Origin of the sequence: Pseudomonas sp. HOU2 (assembly GCF_040729435.1) — a bacterium.
Taxonomy (GTDB): Bacteria; Pseudomonadota; Gammaproteobacteria; order Pseudomonadales; family Pseudomonadaceae; genus Aquipseudomonas.
Genome location: NZ_CP160398.1, coordinates 879,439 through 902,009, shown reverse-complemented (window position 1 = coordinate 902,009; position 22,571 = coordinate 879,439). Strand labels below are relative to the sequence as shown.

Genomic DNA, 22,571 nt, shown 5'->3' with positions numbered 1-22,571 from the left:
CGAACATAGTTGCTGCTAAATGATAATTAATATCGTTTGGACTGGTTTTGTAACTGTTTAGCGGTGCAGTAATCAGGAAGTTGTCTTATATGCCCGTTACTGCAAGTAGCGGAGGCGCCAGTTTTAGCTGATTTTTCCGACGTGTGTACCGCTCTGGATCAATGTTTTGTCCCGTAGCTTCCCACCGGTCCTGTAGGAGCTGCCGAAGGCTGCGATCTTTTGATCTTGTTTTTAAAAAAGCAAAATCAAAAGATCGCAGCCTTCGGCAGCTCCTACAGGGGTTTTGTGGTGTTTGGGGAATCTGCGGGCAAAAAAACGCCCCGAACCAGTCGGGGCGTCAGTCTTGCGGCTTTGCGGTTAGCTCTCTATACGATCCGCAAAGGCCGTTGCTCAGCGAAGCCGAATCAGTGGAACTGTTCTTCTTCGGTCGAACCGGTCAGCGCGGTCACCGAGGACGAGCCACCCTGAATCACGGTGGTCATGTCGTCGAAGTAGCCGGTGCCCACTTCCTGCTGGTGAGCCACGAAGGTGTAACCCTTGGCGGCGTCAGCGAATTCCTGCTCCTGCAGCTTCACGTAGGCAGTCATGTCGTTGCGGGCGTAGTCGTGCGCCAAGTTGAACATGCTGTGCCACATGTTGTGAATGCCGGCCAGGGTGATGAACTGGTGCTTGTAGCCCATGGCGGACAGTTCGCGCTGGAACTTGGCGATGGTCGCGTCGTCCAGGTTTTTCTTCCAGTTGAAGGAAGGCGAGCAGTTGTACGACAGCAGTTGGTCCGGGTATTCCTTCTTGATCGCTTCAGCGAAGCGACGGGCTTCTTCCAGATCCGGCTTGGCGGTTTCGCACCAGATCAGGTCGGCGTATGGCGCGTAAGCCAGGCCACGGGCAATCGCCTGGTCCAGACCGGCACGTACCTTGTAGAAGCCTTCCTGAGTACGTTCGCCAGTCACGAACGGCTGGTCGTACGGGTCGCAGTCCGAAGTCAGCAGGTCAGCGGCGTTGGCGTCGGTGCGGGCCAGAATGATGGTCGGCGTACCGGCAACGTCGGCAGCCAGACGTGCAGCGGTCAACTTCTGTACGGCTTCCTGAGTCGGAACCAGTACCTTGCCGCCCATGTGACCGCATTTCTTAACAGAAGCCAGTTGGTCTTCGAAGTGAACGCCGGCGGCGCCTGCTTCGATCATGCTCTTCATCAGCTCGTAGGCGTTCAGTACGCCGCCGAAACCGGCTTCAGCGTCAGCCACGATTGGCGCGAAGTAGTCGATATAGCCTTCGTCGCCCGGGTTCTTGCCGGCTTTCCACTGGATCTGGTCGGCACGACGGAACGAGTTGTTGATGCGCTTGACCACGGTTGGCACCGAGTCCACCGGGTACAGCGACTGGTCCGGGTACATCGATTCTGCGGAGTTGTTGTCCGCAGCCACTTGCCAGCCCGACAGGTAGATCGCCTGGATACCGGCCTTGACTTGCTGAACAGCCTGGCCGCCGGTCAGGGCACCCATGCAGTTGACGAAATCTTTCTCTGGGCGGAAGGACGGCTTGGCACCCTGGGTCACCAGGTTCCACAGCTTCTCGGCGCCCATTTTCGCAAAGGTGTGCTCAGGTTGAACCGAGCCACGCAGACGGACGACGTCAGCAGCGGAGTAAGTGCGAGTCACGCCTTTCCAGCGCGGGTTTTCAGCCCAGTCTTTTTCAAGGGCTGCAATTTGCTGTTCGCGTGTCAGTGCCATGGAGATAAACCTCGTCGCGTCTTTATGAAAAGTTGTTCTGCGGTGGAAAATTCCTGCGCTCGCTGACCAGAAGCTTAGGTGGTCAAGTCGGATTCGGCGGGGTAGGCGACGGGATGAACGATGGGCTCGAGGGGAAGTGAGCAGGTAGTGGCGGACTGCGGGCGCATGCGGGCGTCGTGGGCCTTTATACGGTCTGCAGCGTGAAGCCGGGTTACCTAATTACGCTTCCGTCCCTCGGGACAACTTCGTTCCAGTCGGCAACCTCGTCAAACACACCTTGTGGGCGGTACAGACACGAAGCGGTTCGCGGGGTAGGTGCGAACGTCGCTTCGAAGGCCCTTGCCAGGGCCTCTGATTAGCGGGAGCGAGGCCATCATGCCTTCGCTTTTTTGGCTCGTCAAACGTTTTGTAGTGCTTTTTTTCAAGCACTACATCTTTCGTCTAATACGACTAATCAGTCAGTTTTCGGTGCTTTAGTCCAGGGCGTCGACTTTCACCCGTAACGTCATGTCATCCCGGCCTTGAGTCGAGTAGCTGCGGCTTTGGCTCTGTTTGTCGGCCTGGGTTTCACGGTTTATGCCGGCGAGGGTGATCCATTCGCCCAAGCGTCCGCTGACCGTTGTGTCGGTACTTTGCACGTTCACTACATCGGGACGTTCCTGGCTCATGCGGTCACGGTTGGTACTGATTGCCAGGTGAACGATGTCGCCGGTGACGCTAGCCGTCACGTAGAAGCCCTGGGTGACGTTACGGTATTGGGTCTGGCTGCTGTAATCGCCGTAGGAGTTGCTCTGGCTGCTGGTGATCGGCACGCTCTGGCCGACCTGGATCAGCGCCGGCGCGCCCTCGCTGGCCTGAATCTGCTGGATGCCGCCGTCACGGCTGGCGGTGCTGTAATTGATGATCCGGGTTTGTTGGTCGCCGGTGTTCTGCTGGTTGTTTTCGTTGGTGTCGACGGTGATCAGCAGGCGCTTGGGCGCAGTGTCGAGCTGGGTGATCAGCGCTTTGACTTCCTGAATCTTGTCCGGCTCGGCCTTGATGATCAGTTGATTGCCATAAGCACTGACCTGGCCATCTTTGCCGATGAAATCCTGCGCCATCGGCAGCATGTCGGCGCTGGTGCGGTACTTGAGAGGCACGATTTCTGTGGCTGCCATCACCGACAGGCTGCAGCCGAGCAGCAGGGTGGTGAGCAGGGTGCGTAGGGACATGTCCGTTATCTCCGCTTTCGAAAGGCTTGATATTGCCAGTTTGTCGGCCCGGGGTGGGGCAAGTTGAATCGTAGACAGCAAAACGCCCCGGCATCCGAAGATGGCGGGGCGTTTTGAGGGTGTTCATCTGCCGCTTTTTGTGGCGAGGGAGCTTGCTCCCGCTGGGCTGCGTAGCAGACCCCGGATTTTCAGGGCCGCTTCGCGCCCCAGCGGGAGCAAGCTCCCTCGCCACAGGGTTTCACAGGTATGCGATCACACCCGATCAAGCCGAATGCCGAACCATATCGACATGCGGAATCCCGGCTTCGAGGAATTCCTCGCTGACCAGGCTGAAGCCCAGGCGCTCATAGAACGCCGTGGCCTGTACCTGGGCGCTGAGCATCTGCTGCTGCAGGCCGCGGGCTTCGGCTTCGGCGATGACCGCTTGCATCAGCGCATCGCCCACCTTCATCCCGCGCCAGTCCTTCAACACCGAAACCCGACCAATGTGCCCGTCGGGCAGCAGGCGGGCGGTGCCGATCGGAAAGTCGCCTTCGAACGCCAGAAAATGCACGGCGGTCGCGTCATCGGCGTCCCATTCAAGCTCGGGTGGCACCGATTGTTCGGCGATGAACACCGTTTCACGAATGCGCCGGATCTCGGCGTTGTCCTTTTGCCAGTCTGCGACACGTACGCGAATCTTATTCATCGGCGAATCCCAGGCTGCCCTGCTTGACCAGCTCGCACAGCAGGCCGCGACCGTCTTCATCGTTCAGCCACTCGCCGAGGTTGTCGACGTGCAGTGCATCGGCGGCGCAGATCATCTTCAGCAGCTCGCGCAGCTTGCCCGGCAGATAACGGCTCTGGCCGCTGGCGAACAGCAGCAGGTCGTCATCGACTTCCGACCAGGCCAGACGCGCGCTCGGGTTGCGGATCAGCACCGCGCCGTCCTGCAGAGCGTTGAGGAAGTCATCTTCTTCAACGTCTTCCGGGCCGACCACCAGTTCCGGGTAGCGCGGCTCGGTCATGTACTGGCCGAACCAGGTCAGCAGCAGGCGTTCGTCGCTCATGTGCTCGGCGAGCAGGCTTTTCAGGCGGCCGAGTGCGTCGTGCTGGATCTGATGTGGATCATCGCTGACCGGTTTCGCATCGGCGTCGGTGTAGCGTTCTTCGTCAGTCAGGAACTGGCTGAGGAAGTCGGTGAAGTGGGTCAGTACTTCCGAGGCGCTCGGGGCGCGGAAGCCGACCGAGTAGGTCATGCAGTTGTCCACGGCGACACCGCAGTGGGCCAGGCGCGGCGGCAGGTAGAGCATGTCGCCCGGTTCCAGCACCCATTCCTCGGTCTCGTGGAATTCGGCGAGGATGCGCAGATCCGCGTGCTGCAGCAGCGGGCTCTCGGAGTCGCACATCTGGCCGATTTTCCAGTTGCGCTGGCCGTGGCCCTGCAGCAGGAACACGTCGTAGTTGTCGAAGTGCGGACCGACGCTGCCACCCGGGGCGGCGAAGCTGATCATCACATCATCGACGCGCCAGCTCGGCAGGAAGCGGAAGTTTTCCAGCAGCTCGCTGACTTCCGGGACGAATTGATCAACGGCCTGAACGAGCAGGGTCCACTCTTTTTCCGGCAGCTTGCTGAATTCGTCTTCGGCGAACGGGCCGCGACGCAGCTCCCACGGGCGCTCGCCGTGCTCGATCACCAGGCGCGACTCGACCTCTTCTTCCAGGGCCAGGCCGGCCAGTTCGTCGGCGTCGATCGGGCTTTCGAAGTCAGGGATGGCCTGACGGATCAGCAGCGGCTTTTTCTGCCAGTAATCGCGCATGAATTCGCGCGCCGTGAGACCGCCCAGAAGTTGAAGAGGAGTATCAGGATTCATGTGTAACCTATTGAAAAAAAGCATTTTTCAGACGGGAATAAAAACGCCCGGCGCGGCCGGGCGTCTCAAACGGGTCAAGCGGTGAATCAGATGCGTTTGGCTTGCGCTACTGCGTTGCCGATGTAGTTGGCCGGAGTCAGCTGTTTCAGCTCGGCTTTCGCTTCGGCTGGCATGTCCAGGCCGTCGATGAAAGTCTGCAGCGCTTCAGGGCTGATGCCCTTGCCGCGGGTCAGTTCTTTCAGCTTCTCGTACGGGTTTTCGATGTTGTAGCGGCGCATTACGGTCTGGATCGGCTCGGCCAGGACTTCCCAGCAAGCGTCCAGATCGGCAGCGATCTTGTCAGCGTTCAGCTCAAGCTTGCTGATGCCTTTGAGGCTGGCTTCGTAGGCGATCACGCTGTGAGCGAAGCCCACGCCGAGGTTGCGCAGTACGGTGGAGTCGGTCAGGTCGCGCTGCCAGCGGGAAATCGGCAGCTTGCTCGCCAGGTGCTGGAACAGCGCGTTGGCGATGCCCAGGTTGCCTTCGGAGTTTTCGAAGTCGATCGGGTTGACCTTGTGCGGCATGGTCGACGAACCGATTTCGCCGGCGATGGTGCGCTGTTTGAAATAACCCAGGGAGATGTAGCCCCAGATGTCACGGTCGAAGTCGATCAGGATGGTGTTGAAGCGCGCGATCGCGTCGAACAGCTCGGCGATGTAGTCGTGCGGCTCGATCTGCGTGGTGTACGGGTTGAAGCCCAGACCCAGCTCGTCTTCGATGAAGGCGCGGGCGTTGGCTTCCCAGTCGATCTGCGGGTAGGCCGACAGGTGCGCGTTGTAGTTGCCAACGGCGCCGTTGATCTTGCCCAGCAGCGGCACGGCAGCGACTTGAGCGATCTGACGCTCGAGGCGGTAAACCACGTTCGCCAGCTCTTTGCCCAGAGTAGTCGGGGAGGCCGGTTGACCGTGGGTGCGCGACAGCATCGGCACGTCGGCGAAGCGGATCGCCAGTTCGCGGATGGCGTTGGCAGTCTGGCGCATCAGCGGCAGCATCACGTCGTCACGGCCTTCGCGCAGCATCAGGGCGTGGGACAGGTTGTTGATGTCTTCGCTGGTGCAGGCAAAGTGGATGAACTCGCTGACCTTGGCCAGCTCCGGCAGTTTGGCCGCCTGCTCCTTGAGCAGGTATTCGATCGCCTTGACGTCGTGGTTGGTGGTGCGCTCGATCTCTTTAACGCGCTCGGCGTGCTCCAGCGAGAAGTTCTCGGCCAGTTCATTGAGAACGGCGTTGGCCTCGGCGGAGAAGGCGGGCACTTCCGGGATACCGGCGTGGGCGGCCAGGCGCTGGAGCCAGCGCACTTCAACCAGGACGCGGGCACGGATCAGGCCGTACTCGCTGAAAATCGGGCGCAGGGCCTGGGTTTTGCCGGCGTAGCGGCCGTCAACAGGGGAAACCGCAGTGAGCGAAGAGAGCTGCATGGGGTGTTCTCGGACAGTCGGGCAACGAAATGGGGCGCGTATCATACATGAAAAAATCCGCCGGTCCGTTGCCAACTGACCGGCGTATTACGCGCTACAGACTACAAAGCTTTTATTGCGCGACGATTTATTCGCTGCGCATCAACGGATACAGCTCTTTGAGCAGCTTGCGCCGGCTGATCACCAACTGCCAACGGTGGCCGCCGAGCTGTCGCCACAGGCGTGCCGAACGGATGCCGGCCAGCAGCAGGGCGCGGATCTTCGAAGCGTTGCTCGGTTGCTGCAGGTTGCGCATGTCGCCATGCACCTGAATCCGCTGGCGCAGGGTGCTCAGGGTGTCCTGATACAGCGCGCCGCAAGCAGCAATCACGTTTTCGTGAGCCGGGCCGAAGTGTTCGACCTGCGACTGGATCTGCGGCAGGCGCTTGCCAATGGTGTCGAGCATGTCGTCACGTTTGGCCAATTGACGTTCGAGGCCGAGCATCGACAGGGCATAGCGCAGCGGCTCGCGCTGCAGGGTGCTTGGGTCGCGCTCGAGGGCGCCGATCAATGCCCGATAACCCTCGCGCAGATTGAGGTCGTCGCCACCGTACACATCCAGTGTGTCCTTCGGGTCGCGTACCAGCAGGCTGCCGAGCATGCAGCTCAGGCCGGCCTCGCTGGTCTGGCCGGACTTGGCGATGCGGTCGACCAGTACGGCGGCGAGAAACACCCCGCCCAGCGCCGTCAGTTGTTCCTGAGTCGGGCTCATGCCTGGCCGCTCCACGGCTCGGCGACTTCGATCACGCCGCCACCGAGGCAGATTTCACCGTCGTAGAACACCACGGACTGGCCCGGGGTCACCGCGCGCTGCGGTTCGTCGAACACGGCGCGGTAGCCAGCGGCGGTTTTTTCCAGGGTGCAGGCCTGATCGCTCTGGCGATAACGCACTTTGGCGGTGAGGCGCAGCGGCTGGCTCAGGTCGATCGGATTGACCCAGTAGATTTCCGAGGCGAGCAGGGCGCTGGAAAACAGCCACGGATGGTTGTTGCCCTGGCCGACGATCAGCTCGTTGCTGTCCAGATCCTTGCGCAGCACGTACCACGGCTCGTCGCCGGCGTCTTTCAGGCCGCCAATGCCCAGGCCCTGACGCTGGCCGATGGTGTGGTACATCAAACCGTGGTGACGGCCGATGACTTCGCCTTCGGTGGTCTTGATCTCGCCCGGTTGTGCCGGCAGGTATTGCTTGAGGAAGTCGCTGAAACGACGCTCACCGATGAAGCAGATCCCGGTGGAATCCTTCTTCTTGGCGGTCGCCAGCTCGTATTTCTCGGCAATGGCGCGAACTTCGGGCTTTTCCAGTTCACCGACCGGGAACAGGGTCTTGGCGATCTGTTCGCCGCCGACAGCGTGCAGGAAGTAGCTCTGGTCCTTGTTCGGGTCGAGGCCCTTGAGCAGTTCGGTGCGGCCATCGATGTCACGACGGCGCACATAGTGGCCGGTGGCGATCAGGTCGGCACCGAGCATCATGGCGTAGTCGAGGAACGCCTTGAACTTGATCTCGCGGTTGCACAGGATGTCCGGGTTCGGCGTGCGACCGGCCTTGTATTCGGCGAGGAAGTGCTCGAACACGTTGTCCCAGTACTCGGCGGCGAAGTTGGCGGTGTGCAGCTTGATGCCGATCTTGTCGCACACGGCCTGGGCATCCGCCAGGTCGTCCATGGCGGTGCAGTATTCCGTTCCGTCGTCTTCTTCCCAGTTCTTCATGAACAGGCCTTCCACCTCGTAACCCTGCTCGATCAGCAGGAGAGCGGAAACGGAAGAGTCCACGCCGCCGGACATGCCGACAATGACGCGCTTCTTGGATGTGTCAGAAGGGGCTGGATCACGCATAGGGATTCAATGAGTGTCTTGAAAAAGGACGCGATTCTAGCAGGCTCACGGCCTCAAGGCTAAAGAGAAGGGCGGATCAGTTCGAGACTGAAGTGATGGCCGGCCAGATAATCGTCGATGCAGCGGATGATCAGCTCGCTGCGCCAGTTGTCGCGCTGGGCGATTAATTCGCTGCGGGTCAACCACTTGGCGCCGACGATGCCGTCGTCGAGTTGATAGTCCGGGTGGTGTTTCACTGCTTTGGCGCTGAAGCACACGCGTTGATAAGTTACGCCGTTGCTCGGCGCGGTGTACAGGTAAATGCCGATCACGCCGGTGGGTTCGACGTCCCAGCCGGTTTCCTCGAGGGTTTCGCGGATGGCGGCGTCGATCAGGGTTTCGTCCGGGTCGAGGTGGCCGGCGGGCTGGTTGAGCACATTACGCCCGGCCTTGTGCTCTTCGACCATCAGGAAGCGGCCGTTGTCTTCGACGATGGTGGCGACGGTGATGTGGGGGAGCCATTCCATAAAACCTTCCTCAATATCCAGGTTAAACCCGATTCCCTGTGGGAGCTGGCTTGCCAGCGATGGCGGCTTATCATTCAACATTGAAGGTGTCTGATCCACTGCTATCGCTGGCAAGCCAGCTCCCACAGGGTTTTGTGTTGCATTCCGAAACAGAAACCCCGGCACTGGGCCGGGGTTTCTTTGCAGCATTACAACCTTAAACCAGCGCAGCAATCGCCGCGTTGAAGGTTGCGCTTGGGCGCATGGCCTTGCTGATCAGCTCGGCGTCGGCGTGGTAGTAACCGCCGATGTCCACTGGCTTGCCCTGCACGGTGTTGAGTTCGGCAACGATGGTCGCCTCGTTCTCGGTCAGGGTTTTGGCCAGGGTCGCGAACTGCGCTTGCAGTGCAGCGTCTTCGGTCTGGGCGGCCAGGGCCTGAGCCCAGTACAGCGCCAGGTAGAAGTGGCTGCCGCGGTTGTCGATGTTGCCGACTTTGCGCGATGGCGACTTGTTGTTGTCGAGGAACTGGCCGGTGGCCTGATCCAGGGTTTTCGAAAGAACCAGCGCTTTCGGGTTGTTGTAATTCACACCCAAATGCTCGAGGGACGCTGCCAGTGCGAGGAATTCGCCCAGCGAATCCCAGCGCAGGAAGTTCTCTTCAACCAGTTGCTGCACGTGCTTCGGCGCCGAACCGCCGGCGCCGGTTTCGAACAGGCCACCGCCGTTCATCAGCGGCACGATCGACAGCATCTTGGCGCTGGTGCCCAGTTCCATGATCGGGAACAGGTCGGTCAGGTAGTCGCGCAGTACGTTGCCGGTCACCGAAATGGTGTCCTTGCCTTCGCGGGTGCGCTGCAGGGTGTACTTCATGGCATCGACCGGCGCCATGATCTGGATGTCCAGACCGCTGGTGTCGTGATCCTTCAGGTACGCCTGAACCTTCTCGATCACTACGCCGTCGTGGGCGCGCATCGGGTCCAGCCAGAAGATCGCCGGGGTGCTGCTGGCGCGAGCACGGTTGACGGCCAGTTTGACCCAGTCCTGGATCGGCGCGTCTTTGGTCTGGCACATGCGGAAGATGTCGCCGGCTTCGACGGCCTGTTCCATCAGCAGGTTGCCCTTGCTGTCGGTGACGCGAACCACGCCGTCTGCCTTGATCTGGAAAGTCTTGTCGTGCGAGCCGTACTCTTCGGCCTTCTTCGCCATCAGGCCAACGTTTGGCACGCTGCCCATGGTGGTCGGATCGAACGCGCCATTGGCTTTGCAATCTTCGATCACAGCCTGGTAGATGGTTGCGTAGCAACGATCCGGGATCACTGCCTTGGTGTCATGCAGCTGGCCGTCGGTGCCCCACATCTTGCCGGAGTCACGGATCATCGCTGGCATCGAGGCGTCGACGATGACGTCGCTCGGCACGTGCAGGTTGGTGATGCCTTTGTCGGAGTTGACCATCGCCAGCGACGGACGCGCAGCGTAGACCGCCGCGATGTCGGCTTCGATCTGTGCTTGCTGCTCGGCCGGCAGGGTCTTGATGCGCGCGTACAGGTCGCCGATGCCGTTGTTCAGGTTGAAGCCGATCTGGGCCAGCACATCAGCGTGCTTGGTCAGGGCGTCTTTATAGAACTCGGCAACGATCTGGCCGAACATGATCGGGTCGGAGACCTTCATCATGGTCGCTTTCAGGTGCACCGAGAGCAGCACGCCTTGCGCCTTGGCGCTGTCGATTTCAGCGGCGATGAACGCGCGCAGGGCGTTTTTGCTCATCACGGCGCAGTCGAGAATCTCGCCAGCCTGAACGCTGGTTTTTTCTTTCAGGACAGTGGCGGTGCCGTCTTTGGCGATCAGTTCGATCTTCACAGCGTCAGCGGCGTCGATCAGGGCAGCTTTTTCGCTGCCGTAGAAATCGCCGGTGCTCATGTGAGCGACGTGGGACTTGGAGTCTTTGGCCCAGGCGCCCATTTTGTGCGGGTGCTTGCGCGCGTAGTTCTTGACCGACAACGGAGCGCGGCGGTCGGAGTTGCCTTCACGCAGAACCGGGTTCACGGCGCTGCCCTTGACCTTGTCGTAACGCGCCTTGGCTTCTTTTTCGGCGTCGTTGGTCACGGTTTCCGGGTAGTCCGGCAGGTTGTAACCCTGGGCTTGCAACTCTTTGATTGCCGCTTGCAGCTGAGGTACCGAAGCGCTGATGTTCGGCAGCTTGATGATGTTGGCTTCAGGCGTAACGGCCAGGTCGCCCAGTTCGGCGAGGTGGTCGGCTACGGCTTTGTCGCCCAGTTGCTCGGGGAAGCTGGCCAGGATGCGCGCTGCAAGAGAGATATCGCGGGTTTCCACGGCGATATCGGCCGAGGCGGTGTAAGCCTCGATGATCGGCAGCAGGGAATAGGTGGCGAGGGCTGGAGCTTCGTCGGTGAAGGTATAGATGATCTTCGAGCGGGTGGGCATATTCGGATTAACTCTCTCTTCTTTGCTAAAGCGTGCGCAGAAACTCGAGGGGCGCCGGGTAAGCGCGTTCGTTCAAAGTCATCCATGAACCGAATGTCGAGATTCTTCGCGGTGATGTTGGGTGCATCAGTAGAGCGTCAAGCAGTCAGGCTGCGGTAACAACCCGACCAATCAGGCGGAAAGTCTCGTTCTAGAGAGGCCAGCCGTCGTGACCCTTTGGTCAGCGGGCGGCATTATACATAGGTAGCTGGCAATCTGCCGATGGTTCATATGCAACCGGTCTCGTCCATTGGTCTAAAGGTCGCAGGGCAGGGTGGGGCGTAGAGTCTCTGCGAATGCTCGAGTTTGGCGCTTTTCCCTTTGCTTTCAGGCTTGTACGAAACCAGATGTGCCCGCGCCGTGAACAGAGGGTTTGCGTGTTGATTTAACTGGGTTACGCTCGAACCAAGCCAGATGTTCAATCCAAACAATGGAGTTCAGCATGGGTTACAAGAAGATTCAGGTTCCAGCCGTCGGCGACAAAATCACCGTCAATGCAGACCATTCTCTCAATGTTCCTGATAACCCGATCATCCCCTTCATCGAAGGTGACGGCATTGGCGTCGACGTCAGCCCGGTGATGATCAAAGTGGTTGATGCTGCCGTGGCCAAGGCCTACGGGGGCAAGCGCAAGATTTCCTGGATGGAGGTTTACGCTGGCGAAAAAGCGACTCAGGTCTATGACCAGGACACCTGGCTGCCCCAGGAAACCCTGGACGCCGTCAAAGATTACGTGGTCTCCATCAAGGGCCCGCTGACCACCCCGGTCGGTGGTGGCATCCGCTCCCTCAACGTAGCCCTGCGCCAGCAACTCGATCTGTATGTCTGCCTGCGCCCTGTGGTGTGGTTCGAAGGTGTACCGAGCCCGGTGAAAAAGCCTGGCGACGTCGATATGGTGATCTTCCGCGAGAACTCCGAAGACATTTATGCCGGTATCGAATGGAAGGCCGGCTCGCCTGAGGCCACCAAGGTCATCAAGTTTCTGAAAGAAGAAATGGGCGTCACCAAGATCCGTTTCGACCAGGATTGCGGTATCGGCATCAAGCCTGTTTCCAAGGAAGGCACCAAACGTCTGGTGCGCAAGGCCCTGCAATACGTGGTGGACAACGACCGCAAGTCGCTGACCATCGTGCACAAGGGCAATATCATGAAATTCACCGAAGGTGCCTTCAAGGACTGGGGTTACGAGGTGGCGAAGGAAGAATTCGGCGCCGAGCTGCTCGATGGCGGCCCATGGATGAAATTCAAGAACCCGAAAACCGGCCGTGAAGTCATCGTCAAGGACGCCATCGCCGACGCCATGCTCCAGCAGATCCTGCTGCGGCCGGCCGAGTACGACGTGATCGCCACGCTGAACCTCAACGGCGACTACCTCTCCGACGCCCTGGCGGCGGAAGTGGGTGGTATCGGTATCGCGCCGGGCGCCAACCTGTCCGACACCGTGGCCATGTTCGAGGCGACCCACGGTACCGCGCCGAAGTACGCCGGCAAGGACCAGGTCAACCCGGGCTCGGTGATCCTGTCGGCCGAGATGATGTTGCGTCATCTGGGCTGGACCGAAGCGGCTGACCTGATCATCAAGGGCACCAACGGCGCCATCAAGGCCAAGACCGTGACCTATGACTTCGAACGTCTGATGGAAGGTGCCACGCTGGTGTCTTCTTCGGGCTTCGGTGAGGCGATCATCAAGCACATGTAAATCGTGCAGGTACAAAAAAACCGCCTTCGGGCGGTTTTTTCATGACCGGGTGACGGTTATGTCAGCCCGACACCTTTTCTTTATGAGGAGTAGGCGTAGCCGCTTCACTCGCCACGGGCGCCGCTTTGATCTTTACCGCGTGCAGGCCTTTGGGACCCTGGACGATGTCGAAACTGACGATCTGCCCGGCCTTGAGAGTTTTATACCCGTCCATCTCAACGGCCGAGTAGTGCGCAAAGAAATCGACCTCTTTGCCGTCCTCGTCACGTCCTTCACGGGCATCGGTATTGATGAAGCCGAATCCCTTGGCATTGTTGAACCACTTGACCTTGCCGACAGCCATGCTCAAATCCCTCTGCAACAGACTCCATCGCTGGAGTATCATCCAGGACATCCGCAATCTAATCCGTTAAAAGGATTGACTCCGCGGATCTTTTTTACCCACTGTGGGCTCTATTGGTTGTAACACCGTTTTCCCGATAGTCAAGGTGACCGGGCAGTCGGAGTTGAAAAGGTGTACAGCCGCCCCCACCACTGTATTTGCACAACTGACGAACCTTTCTTTCCATGCATGCAATCAGCCAGATTCGACTAACATTCAATCAGGATCGCCCGCTTCTCCAAAAGGATCATCCAGAGGAGCACGACGACGATTCGGCAGGCGTTGCTGTTCAGGAAGCAAAGCCTGCGTTACAGGCGCCGCCGATGTACAAGGTGGTTTTGTTCAATGATGACTACACACCGATGGATTTCGTCGTCGAAGTGCTCGAGGTGTTTTTTAACCTGAATCGCGAGCTGGCGACCAAGGTCATGCTGGCCGTTCACACAGAAGGACGGGCAGTATGTGGAGTGTTTACCCGCGACATCGCCGAGACAAAGGCCATGCAGGTCAACCAGTACGCCAGGGAAAGCCAGCATCCGCTACTCTGTGAAATCGAGAAGGACGGTTAATCGCCGACCACTTGGGTATGAGGTGAAGCTATGTTAAACCGCGAGCTCGAAGTCACCCTCAATCTTGCCTTCAAGGAGGCTCGTTCGAAGCGTCATGAATTCATGACCGTCGAACACCTGCTGCTGGCCCTATTGGACAATGAGGCTGCCGCCACCGTATTGCGTGCCTGCGGCGCAAACCTCGACAAACTCAAGCACGACCTGCAGGAGTTCATCGACTCCACCACGCCACTGATCCCCGTCCACGACGAAGATCGCGAAACCCAGCCAACCCTGGGCTTCCAGCGTGTACTGCAACGTGCTGTCTTTCATGTGCAGAGCTCGGGCAAACGCGAAGTAACCGGCGCCAATGTGCTGGTTGCAATCTTCAGTGAGCAAGAGAGTCAGGCCGTATTCCTGCTGAAACAGCAGAGCGTTGCGCGCATTGATGTCGTCAACTACATCGCCCACGGCATTTCCAAAGTGCCAGGGCACGGCGATCACTCTGAAGGTGAACAAGATATGCAGGACGACGAGGGCGGTGAGTCTTCTTCTTCAGGCAATCCGCTGGATGCTTATGCCAGCAACCTCAACGAACTCGCGCGCCAGGGTCGCATTGATCCGCTGGTCGGTCGCGAGATGGAAGTCGAGCGTGTCGCGCAGATTCTCGCGCGTCGGCGCAAGAACAATCCGTTGCTGGTGGGCGAGGCAGGCGTGGGTAAAACCGCGATTGCCGAAGGCCTGGCCAAGCGCATTGTCGACAACCAGGTGCCGGATCTGCTGGCCAACAGCGTCGTCTATTCGCTCGATCTCGGTGCTCTGCTCGCGGGCACCAAGTATCGCGGTGATTTCGAGAAGCGCTTCAAGGCGCTGCTCAATGAACTGAAAAAACGTCCGCAGGCGATCCTGTTCATCGACGAGATCCACACCATCATCGGTGCGGGCGCTGCGTCCGGTGGCGTGATGGATGCCTCGAACCTGCTCAAGCCGCTGCTGTCGTCTGGCGACATTCGCTGCATCGGCTCGACTACGTTCCAGGAATTCCGTGGCATCTTCGAGAAGGATCGTGCGCTGGCACGACGCTTCCAGAAGGTCGATGTCATCGAGCCGTCGGTGGAAGACACCATCGGTATCCTGCGCGGCCTGAAAGGGCGTTTCGAACAGCACCACAACATCGAATACAGCGATGAGTCGTTGCGCGCCGCTGCTGAACTGGCATCGCGCTACATCAATGACCGGCATATGCCGGACAAGGCCATCGACGTAATCGATGAAGCGGGTGCCTACCAGCGCCTGCAACCGGTCGAAATGCGCGTCAAGCGCATCGAAGTGCCGCAGGTTGAAGACATCGTGGCGAAGATCGCGCGGATTCCGCCGAAACACGTCACCAGCTCCGACAAGGAACTGCTGCGCAACCTGGAGCGTGACCTGAAGCTGACGGTATTTGGTCAGGATGCGGCGATCGATTCGCTGTCCACCGCGATCAAGCTGTCCCGCGCCGGACTCAAGTCGCCTGACAAGCCAGTCGGTTCGTTCCTGTTCGCCGGTCCTACCGGTGTCGGTAAGACCGAGGCTGCGCGGCAACTGGCCAAGGCGTTGGGCATCGAACTGGTGCGCTTCGACATGTCCGAGTACATGGAGCGCCACACCGTATCGCGTCTGATCGGTGCGCCTCCGGGCTATGTTGGCTTTGATCAGGGCGGTCTGTTGACCGAAGCGATCACCAAGCAACCGCACTGCGTATTGCTGCTCGATGAAATCGAGAAGGCGCATCCGGAAGTCTTCAACCTGCTGTTGCAGGTGATGGACCACGGCACGCTCACCGACAACAACGGGCGCAAGGCGGATTTCCGCAACGTGATCGTGATCATGACCACCAACGCCGGTGCTGAAACGGCAGCGCGGGCTTCAATCGGTTTCACTCATCAGGACCACTCGTCCGATGCGATGGAAGTGATCAAGAAGAGCTTCACGCCGGAGTTCCGTAACCGTCTGGACACCATTATCCAGTTTGGTCGCCTCAGTCATGAGGTCATCAAAAGTGTGGTGGACAAGTTCCTTACCGAACTGCAGGCGCAGCTGGAAGACAAGCGTGTGTTGCTGGAGGTTACCGATGCGGCGCGCAGTTGGCTCGCAGCCGGTGGTTATGACTCGGCGATGGGCGCACGTCCGATGGCGCGTCTGATCCAGGACAAGATCAAGCGTCCGCTGGCGGAAGAAATTCTGTTTGGCGAACTGGCCGAGCATGGCGGTGTGGTGCACATCGACATCAAGGATGGTGAGTTGACGTTTGACTTCGAGACTACGGCGGAGATGGCCTGACGGTTGTTGGTCTGTTGTAAAGCGAAAGGCGCCTTCGGGCGCCTTTTTTGTTGTCTTATGGTTTTGGGTGTATATCCGTTGCTGCGGGTGTTGCTGATTAGGGTTCCGCCCTTACGGCGGGTCACTTTTTCCAGACGCCGAAAAAGTAACCAAAAAGGCTTTACCCTGACGTTCGGCCCTCGCTTAGGCTCGGGTTCCTTCGCTGCGGGATTCATCCGGGGGGCAGCGCCTACGGTTTGCTTCGCTGCACCTCCTCTCGCTGTGTTTGGCTGCGCCAAACGGTCGCTGCGCTCCCACCCCCGGATAAACCCCTCCACTCAGCCTGCCGACGGGCCCTCAGATCAAAAGCTGTACTCGAGCTAACGCTCATCGTGTTGAGTGGGGCGGCTTCGCCGCATGGGGTGCACGCTCTCTAAATTGTAGGAGCCAGCCTGCTGGCGATGGCGGCCTACGAGCCGACCAGTCTCTAACTGACCACACCCCATCCCTCTGTGGGAGCGAGCTTGCTCGCGAAGGCGGCCTGACAGCCGACCAAATCCCAAACTGAATACACCCAATCCCTGTAGGAGCTGCCGAAGGCTGCGATCTTTTGATCTGCTTTGGCTTTGGCTTTGGCTTTGGCTTTGGCTGTGGCTTTTGACGTTGCTTTTGATCTGCAGTCCCTTCGGCAGGCCGAGCGAAGGTGTCCATCAGGGGGGGTAGGCGCGCAGCGCCATGCGGCGAAGCCGCATACATCGAGAGGAGGTGCAGCGAAGCAAACCGTAGGCGATGCCCCCTGATGGGCACCGTAGCGAGGGAACACTGGCCCCAGCGAAGTGCCGTACGCCGGGGGAAGCCTTTTTGGTTACTTTTTCGGCGTTTGGAAAAAGTGACCCGCCGTAAGGGCGGAACCGTAATCAGCAACCCCCGCAGCAACGGATATGCTCACAAACCCAAACCCAAACCCAAATCGCAGACAAACAAAAACGCCCGGCATAAACCGGGCGTTCTGTATTGACTTGATTAACGAGCGCGGTAAGTGATGCGCCCTTTGCTCAAGTCATAGGGCGTCAGCTCGACGCGCACTTTGTCACCGGTAAGAATACGAATGTAGTTCTTGCGCATCTTGCCGGAGATATGCGCGGTTACGACGTGCCCATTTTCCAACTCCACACGAAACATGGTGTTGGGCAGGGTGTCGACGACAGTGCCTTCCATTTCGAAGCTGTCTTCTTTCGACATGCAGTAAAGCCCTCGGTGTCCAATGAATGGCCCGGTGCAACTGCGCCAGGCAAAAGCGGCGTGCATTGTGCCCGAAAAAGGGGGTTCAAGCCAAGGGGTTTACGGCTTGCGATCAGTTCAGGATCACCCAGCGCTGATTAATCAGCAATTCGATGGGGCGATATTGGGTCTTGTAGTTCATCTTTTTGCAGTTCTTGATCCAATAACCGAGATACACCGCTTCCAGTCCCAGGCGCTGGCTTTCGGCGATTTGCCACAAAATCGCGAAGCGCCCCAGGCTGCGACGCTCTTCGTCAGGCTCGTAAAAGGTATAGACCGCCGACAAGCCGTTGGGCAGCAGATCGGTCACCGCAACGGCGAGCAACCGTCCGTCGAGACGAAATTCGTAGAAGCGCGAGAAGGGCAGATCGCGCACCAGAAAGGTCGAGAACTGGTCACGGCTCGGCGGGTACATGTCGCCGTCAGCATGCCGCTGTTCGATATAGCGCTGGTACAGGTCGAAATATTCTTCGCTGAAGTGCGGTTTTACCGGGCGTACCTGCAGATCGGCGTTGCGTTTGAAAATGCGTTTCTGCTGGCGGTTGGGGCTGAACTGCGACACCGGGATGCGCGCAGGCACGCACGCATTGCAATTCTGGCAATGGGGCCGATACAGATGATCGCCGCTGCGACGAAAACCCATTTCCGACAGGTCTGCGTAGACGTGCACATCCATGGGCTGACTCGGGTCGAGAAACAGCGTCGTCGCCTGCTCCTCGGGCAGATAACTGCAGGAATGAGGCTGAGTGGCATAAAACTTCAAACGCGCCAACTCGGTCATGATCAACCCTCGGGATAAGCTGGTGAATTAAGTGTAAGCCACGCGCGCAAAAGTCGCTCAGCAAACCCAGGTGGCACGACTGGGTTGATCCAGGTGGCGAGCCAGATAGTCGGCGAATTCCTGGCGGGGGATCGCCCGGGCGCCGAGGCTGTGCAGATGATCGGTCGGCATCTGGCAGTCGATCAGGACAAATCCGGCGTCTTTCAGATGCTGCACCAGCGTGGCAAAGCCATATTTCGAGGCGTTGTCGGCGCGGCTGAACATCGATTCGCCGAAAAACAGCTGACCCATCGCCAGGCCATACAGGCCGCCGACCAGTTGGCCCTGATCCCAGACCTCGACCGAGTGGGCGAAACCGCGGCGGTGCAGTTCGAGGTAGGCGTCCTGCATGGCTTCGGTGATCCAGGTGCCGTCGGCGTAGTCCCGTGGTGCGGCGCAGGCACGAATCACGGCGTCGAAATCCTGATCGAAGGTCACCTGGTAGCGTTGCTTGCGCAGCAGTTTGCCGAGGCTGCGCGAGACATGCAGTTCGTCGGGAAACAGCACGGTGCGTGGATCCGGCGACCACCAGAGGATCGGCTGACCTTCGGAAAACCATGGAAAACAGCCGTGCCGGTAGGCCTGCACCAGACGATCGGCGGACAGGTCGCCACCGGCAGCCAGCAATCCATTGGGATCGCGCATGGCCTTATCCAGGGGCGGGAAAGTCAGGGAATTGCGTTGTAACCAAGTCAGCATGGCGTCCAGGCTTGCAGAAGGGGAGGGCGGTGCGGGTCTGAGGCCCGCGCTAAAGTGTGCCGTTAAATGACAGGAATGTCGTCCAGATACTTCTCCGCGTCCAGTGCCGCCATGCAACCGGCGCCGGCCGAGGTCACGGCCTGGCGGTAGACGTGGTCGGCCACATCGCCGGCAGCGAAGACGCCGGGGATCTCGGTGGAGGTGGCGTCGCCGTCGCTGCCGCCCTTGACCAGCAGATAGCCGTCGCGCATTGGCAATTGGCCCTGAAACAGGTCGGTGTTGGGTTTGTGGCCGATGGCGATGAACACGCCGGCCAGTGCCAGTTCGCGGGTCTGCCCGGTGTGGCTGTCGCGCAGACGGGCGCCGGTAACGCCGCTGGCGTCGCCCAGCACTTCGTCCAGATTCTGGTTCCAGTGCAGGCGAACGTTACCGTTGGCGGCTTTTTCGAACAGCTTGTCCTGGAGAATTTTCTCCGAGCGCAACTTGTCGCGACGGTGGATCAGATGCACCTCTCTGGCGATGTTCGACAAGTACAGCGCCTCCTCGACCGCGGTATTGCCGCCGCCCACCACGGCGACCACCTGATTGCGATAGAAAAAGCCGTCACAGGTCGCGCAAGCCGAAACCCCTTTGCCGGCGAAGGTTTCTTCCGAAGACAGGCCCAGATACTGCGCTGAGGCGCCGGTGGCGATGATCAGCGCGTCGCAGGTGTAAGTGCCGCTGTCGCCAATGAGTTCGAACGGGCGCTGCTGCAACTTGGCGGTGTGGATGTGGTCGTAAACGATCTCTGTGGCAAAGCGCTCGGCGTGTTTTTGCATGCGCTCCATCAGCACCGGGCCGGTCAGGCCTTCGACGTCGCCGGGCCAGTTGTCGACTTCGACCGTGGTGGTGAGCTGACCACCGGCCTGCAGCCCGGTAATCACCACGGGTTTGAGGTTGGCCCGGGCGGCGTACACGGCGGCGCTGTAACCGGCAGGGCCGGAGCCGAGAATGATCAGGCGTGAATGCTTCGCTGCGTTCATCAAATACACCTCATAAGCCTTTGTCACAAAAGGCAATGCATGCTCAAATTGAACCGCAGGATTTGTGGCAATGGCTATGCTCTGCTATGGGTTTTGAAGCATGGCATCAGCCGCACAAACCCGTACAATGCCGGGCTGTTACAGAATATTTGTAGGGCGCTGTGTTTATGGCTGTGTTTATAAAAGCTGCGGCACAGTGTTAAAAGTAGTCTCAGATGCGCCGGTTCACTTTTTTACCTGCCTGGGTTGGGCAGTTTTTTATCGTCATTCAATAGATGGACGCGCCCCGGGCGCAGGAAAAGAAGCGTTTTGAAGAAATCCACCGCAGCACCAAAAACAGTCGTTCCGCTCTGGCGCCAGCAATTGCACTACCGGCTCAAGGAAGGTGCATTGATCGCCATCGGTGCCTTGTGCCTGTTCCTGATGATGGCCTTGCTGACCTACGGCAAGGATGATCCCGGCTGGAGCCACAACAGCAAGATCGACGACGTGCAGAACTTCGGCGGCCCGGCCGGTTCCTACAGCGCCGACATCCTGTTCATGGTGCTGGGTTACTTCGCGTACATCTTCCCGTTGCTGCTGGCGGTCAAGGCCTATCAGATCTTCCGTCAACGTCACGAGCCGTGGCAGTGGAGCGGCTGGCTGTTCTCATGGCGCCTGATCGGTCTGGTGTTCCTGGTGCTGTCGGGCGCCGCGCTGGCGCATATTCATTTTCATGCCGCTACCGGTCTGCCGGCGGGTGCGGGCGGGGCGCTGGGCGAAAGTCTCGGTGACCTGGCGCGAAACGCGCTGAATATCCAGGGCAGCACGCTGTTGTTCATTGCGCTGTTCCTGTTCGGTCTGACCGTGTTTACCGATCTGTCGTGGTTCAAGGTGATGGACGTCACCGGCAAGATCACCCTGGACCTGTTCGAATTGTTCCAGGGCGCGGTCAACCGCTGGTGGTCGGCGCGTACCGAGCGCAAGCAACTGGTTGCGCAACTGCGTGAAGTCGATGACCGCGTCCACGATGTGGTGGCGCCGACCGTCACCGACAAGCGTGAACAGGCCAAGGTCAAAGAGCGCCTGATCGAGCGTGAGCAGGCCCTGAGCAAGCACATGTCCGATCGCGAGAAGCAGGTGCCGCCGGTCATTGCCCCGGCTCCGGTCAAGGCGCCAGAACCAAGCAAGCGCGTGCAGAAAGAGAAACAGGCGCCGTTGTTCGTCGACAGCGCCGTGGAAGGCACCTTGCCGCCGATCTCGATACTCGATCCTGCGGAAAAGAAACAACTCAATTATTCGCCGGAATCCCTGGCGGCGGTCGGCCACTTGCTGGAGATCAAGCTCAAGGAGTTCGGCGTCGAAGTCACCGTGGACTCGATCCATCCTGGCCCGGTGATTACCCGTTACGAAATCCAGCCTGCGGCCGGCGTCAAAGTCAGCCGTATCGCCAACCTGGCGAAAGATCTTGCACGTTCGCTGGCCGTGACCAGTGTGCGGGTGGTCGAGGTGATTCCGGGCAAGACCACGGTCGGTATCGAGATTCCCAACGAAGACCGGCAGATCGTGCGTTTCTCCGAAGTGCTGTCTACCCCCGAGTACGACAACTTCAAATCGCCGGTCACCCTGGCCCTGGGTCACGACATTGGTGGCAAACCGGTCATCACCGACCTGGCGAAGATGCCGCACCTGCTGGTGGCTGGTACCACCGGTTCCGGTAAGTCGGTGGGGGTGAACGCGATGATCCTGTCGATCCTGTTCAAATCCGGCCCGGACGACGCCAAGCTGATCATGATCGACCCGAAAATGCTCGAGCTGTCGATCTACGAAGGCATTCCGCACCTGCTGTGCCCGGTAGTGACCGACATGAAGGACGCCGCCAACGCCCTGCGCTGGAGCGTTGCCGAGATGGAGCGTCGCTACAAGCTGATGGCGAAAATGGGCGTGCGTAACCTGTCCGGCTTCAACGCCAAGGTCAAGGAAGCCCAGGACGCTGGCGAGCCGTTGAGCGATCCGCTGTACAAGCGCGAAAGCATTCACGACGAAGCGCCGCTGCTGCAGAAGCTGCCGACCATCGTCGTAGTGGTCGACGAATTCGCCGACATGATGATGATCGTCGGCAAGAAGGTTGAAGAACTGATTGCGCGTATTGCGCAGAAGGCGCGTGCCGCCGGTATTCACTTGATCCTCGCGACCCAGCGGCCATCGGTGGACGTGATCACCGGTCTGATCAAGGCCAACATTCCGACACGCATGGCGTTCCAGGTGTCGAGCAAGATCGACTCGCGGACCATCATCGATCAGGGCGGCGCCGAGCAACTGCTCGGTCACGGTGACATGCTCTACATGCCACCGGGCACCAGCCTGCCAATCCGGGTGCACGGCGCGTTCGTTTCCGACGATGAAGTACACCGCGTGGTGGAAGCCTGGAAACTGCGTGGCGCACCGGAATACAACGATGACATCCTCAACGGTGTCGAAGAGGCGGGCAGCGGCTTTGAAGGCAGCAGCGGTGGCGGCGACGGTGATGATCCGGAGACCGACGCGCTGTATGACGAAGCCGTGCAGTTCGTCCTGGAAAGCCGCCGGGCGTCGATTTCCGCGGTACAGCGCAAGCTGAAGATCGGTTACAACCGCGCTGCGCGCATGATCGAAGCCATGGAAATGGCCGGGGTCGTCACCTCAATGAACACCAACGGTTCGCGTGAAGTTCTGGCCCCGGGCCCGGTTCGCGACTGATTGCAAAAGCA

18 protein-coding genes are annotated in these 22,571 nt (G+C 59.4%); 4 read left to right on the top strand and 14 right to left on the bottom strand.

Going from position 1 to position 22,571, the window contains the following annotated elements; translation table 11 throughout:
* Positions 1–404: 404 nt before the first annotated feature.
* The 9 genes from aceA to ABV589_RS03830 all read right to left on the bottom strand — a co-directional run bounded on the left by aceA (position 405) and on the right by ABV589_RS03830 (position 11,051).
* Positions 405–1,730, bottom strand: coding sequence for an isocitrate lyase (gene aceA, locus ABV589_RS03870; RefSeq protein WP_003223815.1), 1,326 nt, complete (start codon positions 1,728–1,730; stop codon positions 405–407).
* A 473-nt stretch (positions 1,731–2,203) separates the two neighbouring features.
* Complete coding sequence (locus tag ABV589_RS03865) at positions 2,204–2,941, bottom strand: secretin N-terminal domain-containing protein (RefSeq protein WP_367084978.1); 738 nt, start codon at positions 2,939–2,941, stop codon at positions 2,204–2,206.
* Positions 2,942–3,203: 262 nt separating this feature from the next.
* Positions 3,204–3,629, bottom strand: coding sequence for a GNAT family N-acetyltransferase (locus tag ABV589_RS03860; RefSeq protein ID WP_003223818.1), 426 nt, complete (start codon positions 3,627–3,629; stop codon positions 3,204–3,206).
* Positions 3,622–4,794, bottom strand: a complete 1,173-nt coding sequence (locus ABV589_RS03855) for a cupin domain-containing protein (RefSeq protein ID WP_003223820.1) — start codon at positions 4,792–4,794, stop codon at positions 3,622–3,624. The genes ABV589_RS03860 and ABV589_RS03855 overlap by 8 nt, the downstream gene beginning before the upstream one ends.
* A gap of 86 nt (positions 4,795–4,880) precedes the next feature.
* Positions 4,881–6,251, bottom strand: a complete 1,371-nt coding sequence (gene purB, locus ABV589_RS03850) for an adenylosuccinate lyase (RefSeq protein WP_027614666.1) — start codon at positions 6,249–6,251, stop codon at positions 4,881–4,883.
* Between the two features lie 127 nt (positions 6,252–6,378).
* On the bottom strand, positions 6,379–7,002 hold the full coding sequence (hflD, locus tag ABV589_RS03845) for a high frequency lysogenization protein HflD (RefSeq protein ID WP_367084977.1): 624 nt from the start codon (positions 7,000–7,002) through the stop codon (positions 6,379–6,381).
* Positions 6,999–8,123 carry a tRNA 2-thiouridine(34) synthase MnmA gene (mnmA, locus tag ABV589_RS03840; RefSeq protein ID WP_367084976.1) on the bottom strand — a complete coding sequence of 375 codons (1,125 nt, stop codon included), beginning with the start codon at positions 8,121–8,123 and terminating at the stop codon, positions 6,999–7,001. Before mnmA ends, hflD begins: the two co-directional genes overlap by 4 nt.
* Before the next feature lie 59 nt (positions 8,124–8,182).
* On the bottom strand, positions 8,183–8,629 hold the full coding sequence (locus ABV589_RS03835; protein WP_041073236.1) for an NUDIX hydrolase: 447 nt from the start codon (positions 8,627–8,629) through the stop codon (positions 8,183–8,185).
* A 196-nt stretch (positions 8,630–8,825) separates the two neighbouring features.
* Positions 8,826–11,051: an NADP-dependent isocitrate dehydrogenase gene (locus ABV589_RS03830; RefSeq protein ID WP_367084975.1), complete on the bottom strand. Its 2,226-nt coding sequence runs from the start codon at positions 11,049–11,051 to the stop codon at positions 8,826–8,828.
* 481 nt (positions 11,052–11,532) lie between these two features.
* Here ABV589_RS03830 and icd point away from each other — a divergent pair, with 481 nt between their 5' ends.
* Entirely contained in the window at positions 11,533–12,789 is a 1,257-nt protein-coding gene (icd, locus tag ABV589_RS03825) for an NADP-dependent isocitrate dehydrogenase (RefSeq protein ID WP_003223831.1), read from the top strand.
* A gap of 61 nt (positions 12,790–12,850) precedes the next feature.
* Here the strand turns inward: icd and ABV589_RS03820 are convergent, their stop codons facing one another.
* On the bottom strand, positions 12,851–13,132 hold the full coding sequence (locus ABV589_RS03820; protein ID WP_367084974.1) for a cold shock domain-containing protein: 282 nt from the start codon (positions 13,130–13,132) through the stop codon (positions 12,851–12,853).
* Between the two features lie 224 nt (positions 13,133–13,356).
* Here ABV589_RS03820 and clpS point away from each other — a divergent pair, with 224 nt between their 5' ends.
* Complete coding sequence (gene clpS / locus ABV589_RS03815; protein WP_027614670.1) at positions 13,357–13,740, top strand: ATP-dependent Clp protease adapter ClpS; 384 nt, start codon at positions 13,357–13,359, stop codon at positions 13,738–13,740.
* A 30-nt stretch (positions 13,741–13,770) separates the two neighbouring features.
* Positions 13,771–16,041 (top strand): ATP-dependent Clp protease ATP-binding subunit ClpA, encoded by a 2,271-nt coding sequence (gene clpA, locus ABV589_RS03810; protein ID WP_367084973.1) that lies wholly within the window; start codon positions 13,771–13,773, stop codon positions 16,039–16,041.
* Between the two features lie 1,002 nt (positions 16,042–17,043).
* Here the strand turns inward: clpA and infA are convergent.
* The 4 genes from infA to trxB form a co-directional block, all read right to left on the bottom strand.
* A complete protein-coding gene (gene infA, locus ABV589_RS03805; protein WP_002553999.1) occupies positions 17,044–17,262 on the bottom strand; it encodes a translation initiation factor IF-1 in 219 nt (72 codons plus the stop codon).
* 112 nt (positions 17,263–17,374) lie between these two features.
* On the bottom strand, positions 17,375–18,082 hold the full coding sequence (locus tag ABV589_RS03800; RefSeq protein ID WP_003223840.1) for an arginyltransferase: 708 nt from the start codon (positions 18,080–18,082) through the stop codon (positions 17,375–17,377).
* Positions 18,083–18,139: 57 nt separating this feature from the next.
* Entirely contained in the window at positions 18,140–18,820 is a 681-nt protein-coding gene (aat, locus tag ABV589_RS03795; RefSeq protein ID WP_045122183.1) for a leucyl/phenylalanyl-tRNA--protein transferase, read from the bottom strand.
* Between the two features lie 62 nt (positions 18,821–18,882).
* Positions 18,883–19,842 (bottom strand): thioredoxin-disulfide reductase, encoded by a 960-nt coding sequence (gene trxB, locus ABV589_RS03790; protein ID WP_367084972.1) that lies wholly within the window; start codon positions 19,840–19,842, stop codon positions 18,883–18,885.
* A 309-nt stretch (positions 19,843–20,151) separates the two neighbouring features.
* Between trxB and ABV589_RS03785 the strand changes: the two genes are divergently transcribed.
* The gene (locus tag ABV589_RS03785) at positions 20,152–22,560 is read left to right on the top strand and encodes a DNA translocase FtsK (RefSeq protein ID WP_081755236.1); all 2,409 of its coding nucleotides are present in this window, start codon (positions 20,152–20,154) and stop codon (positions 22,558–22,560) included.
* Positions 22,561–22,571: the final 11 nt, after the last annotated feature.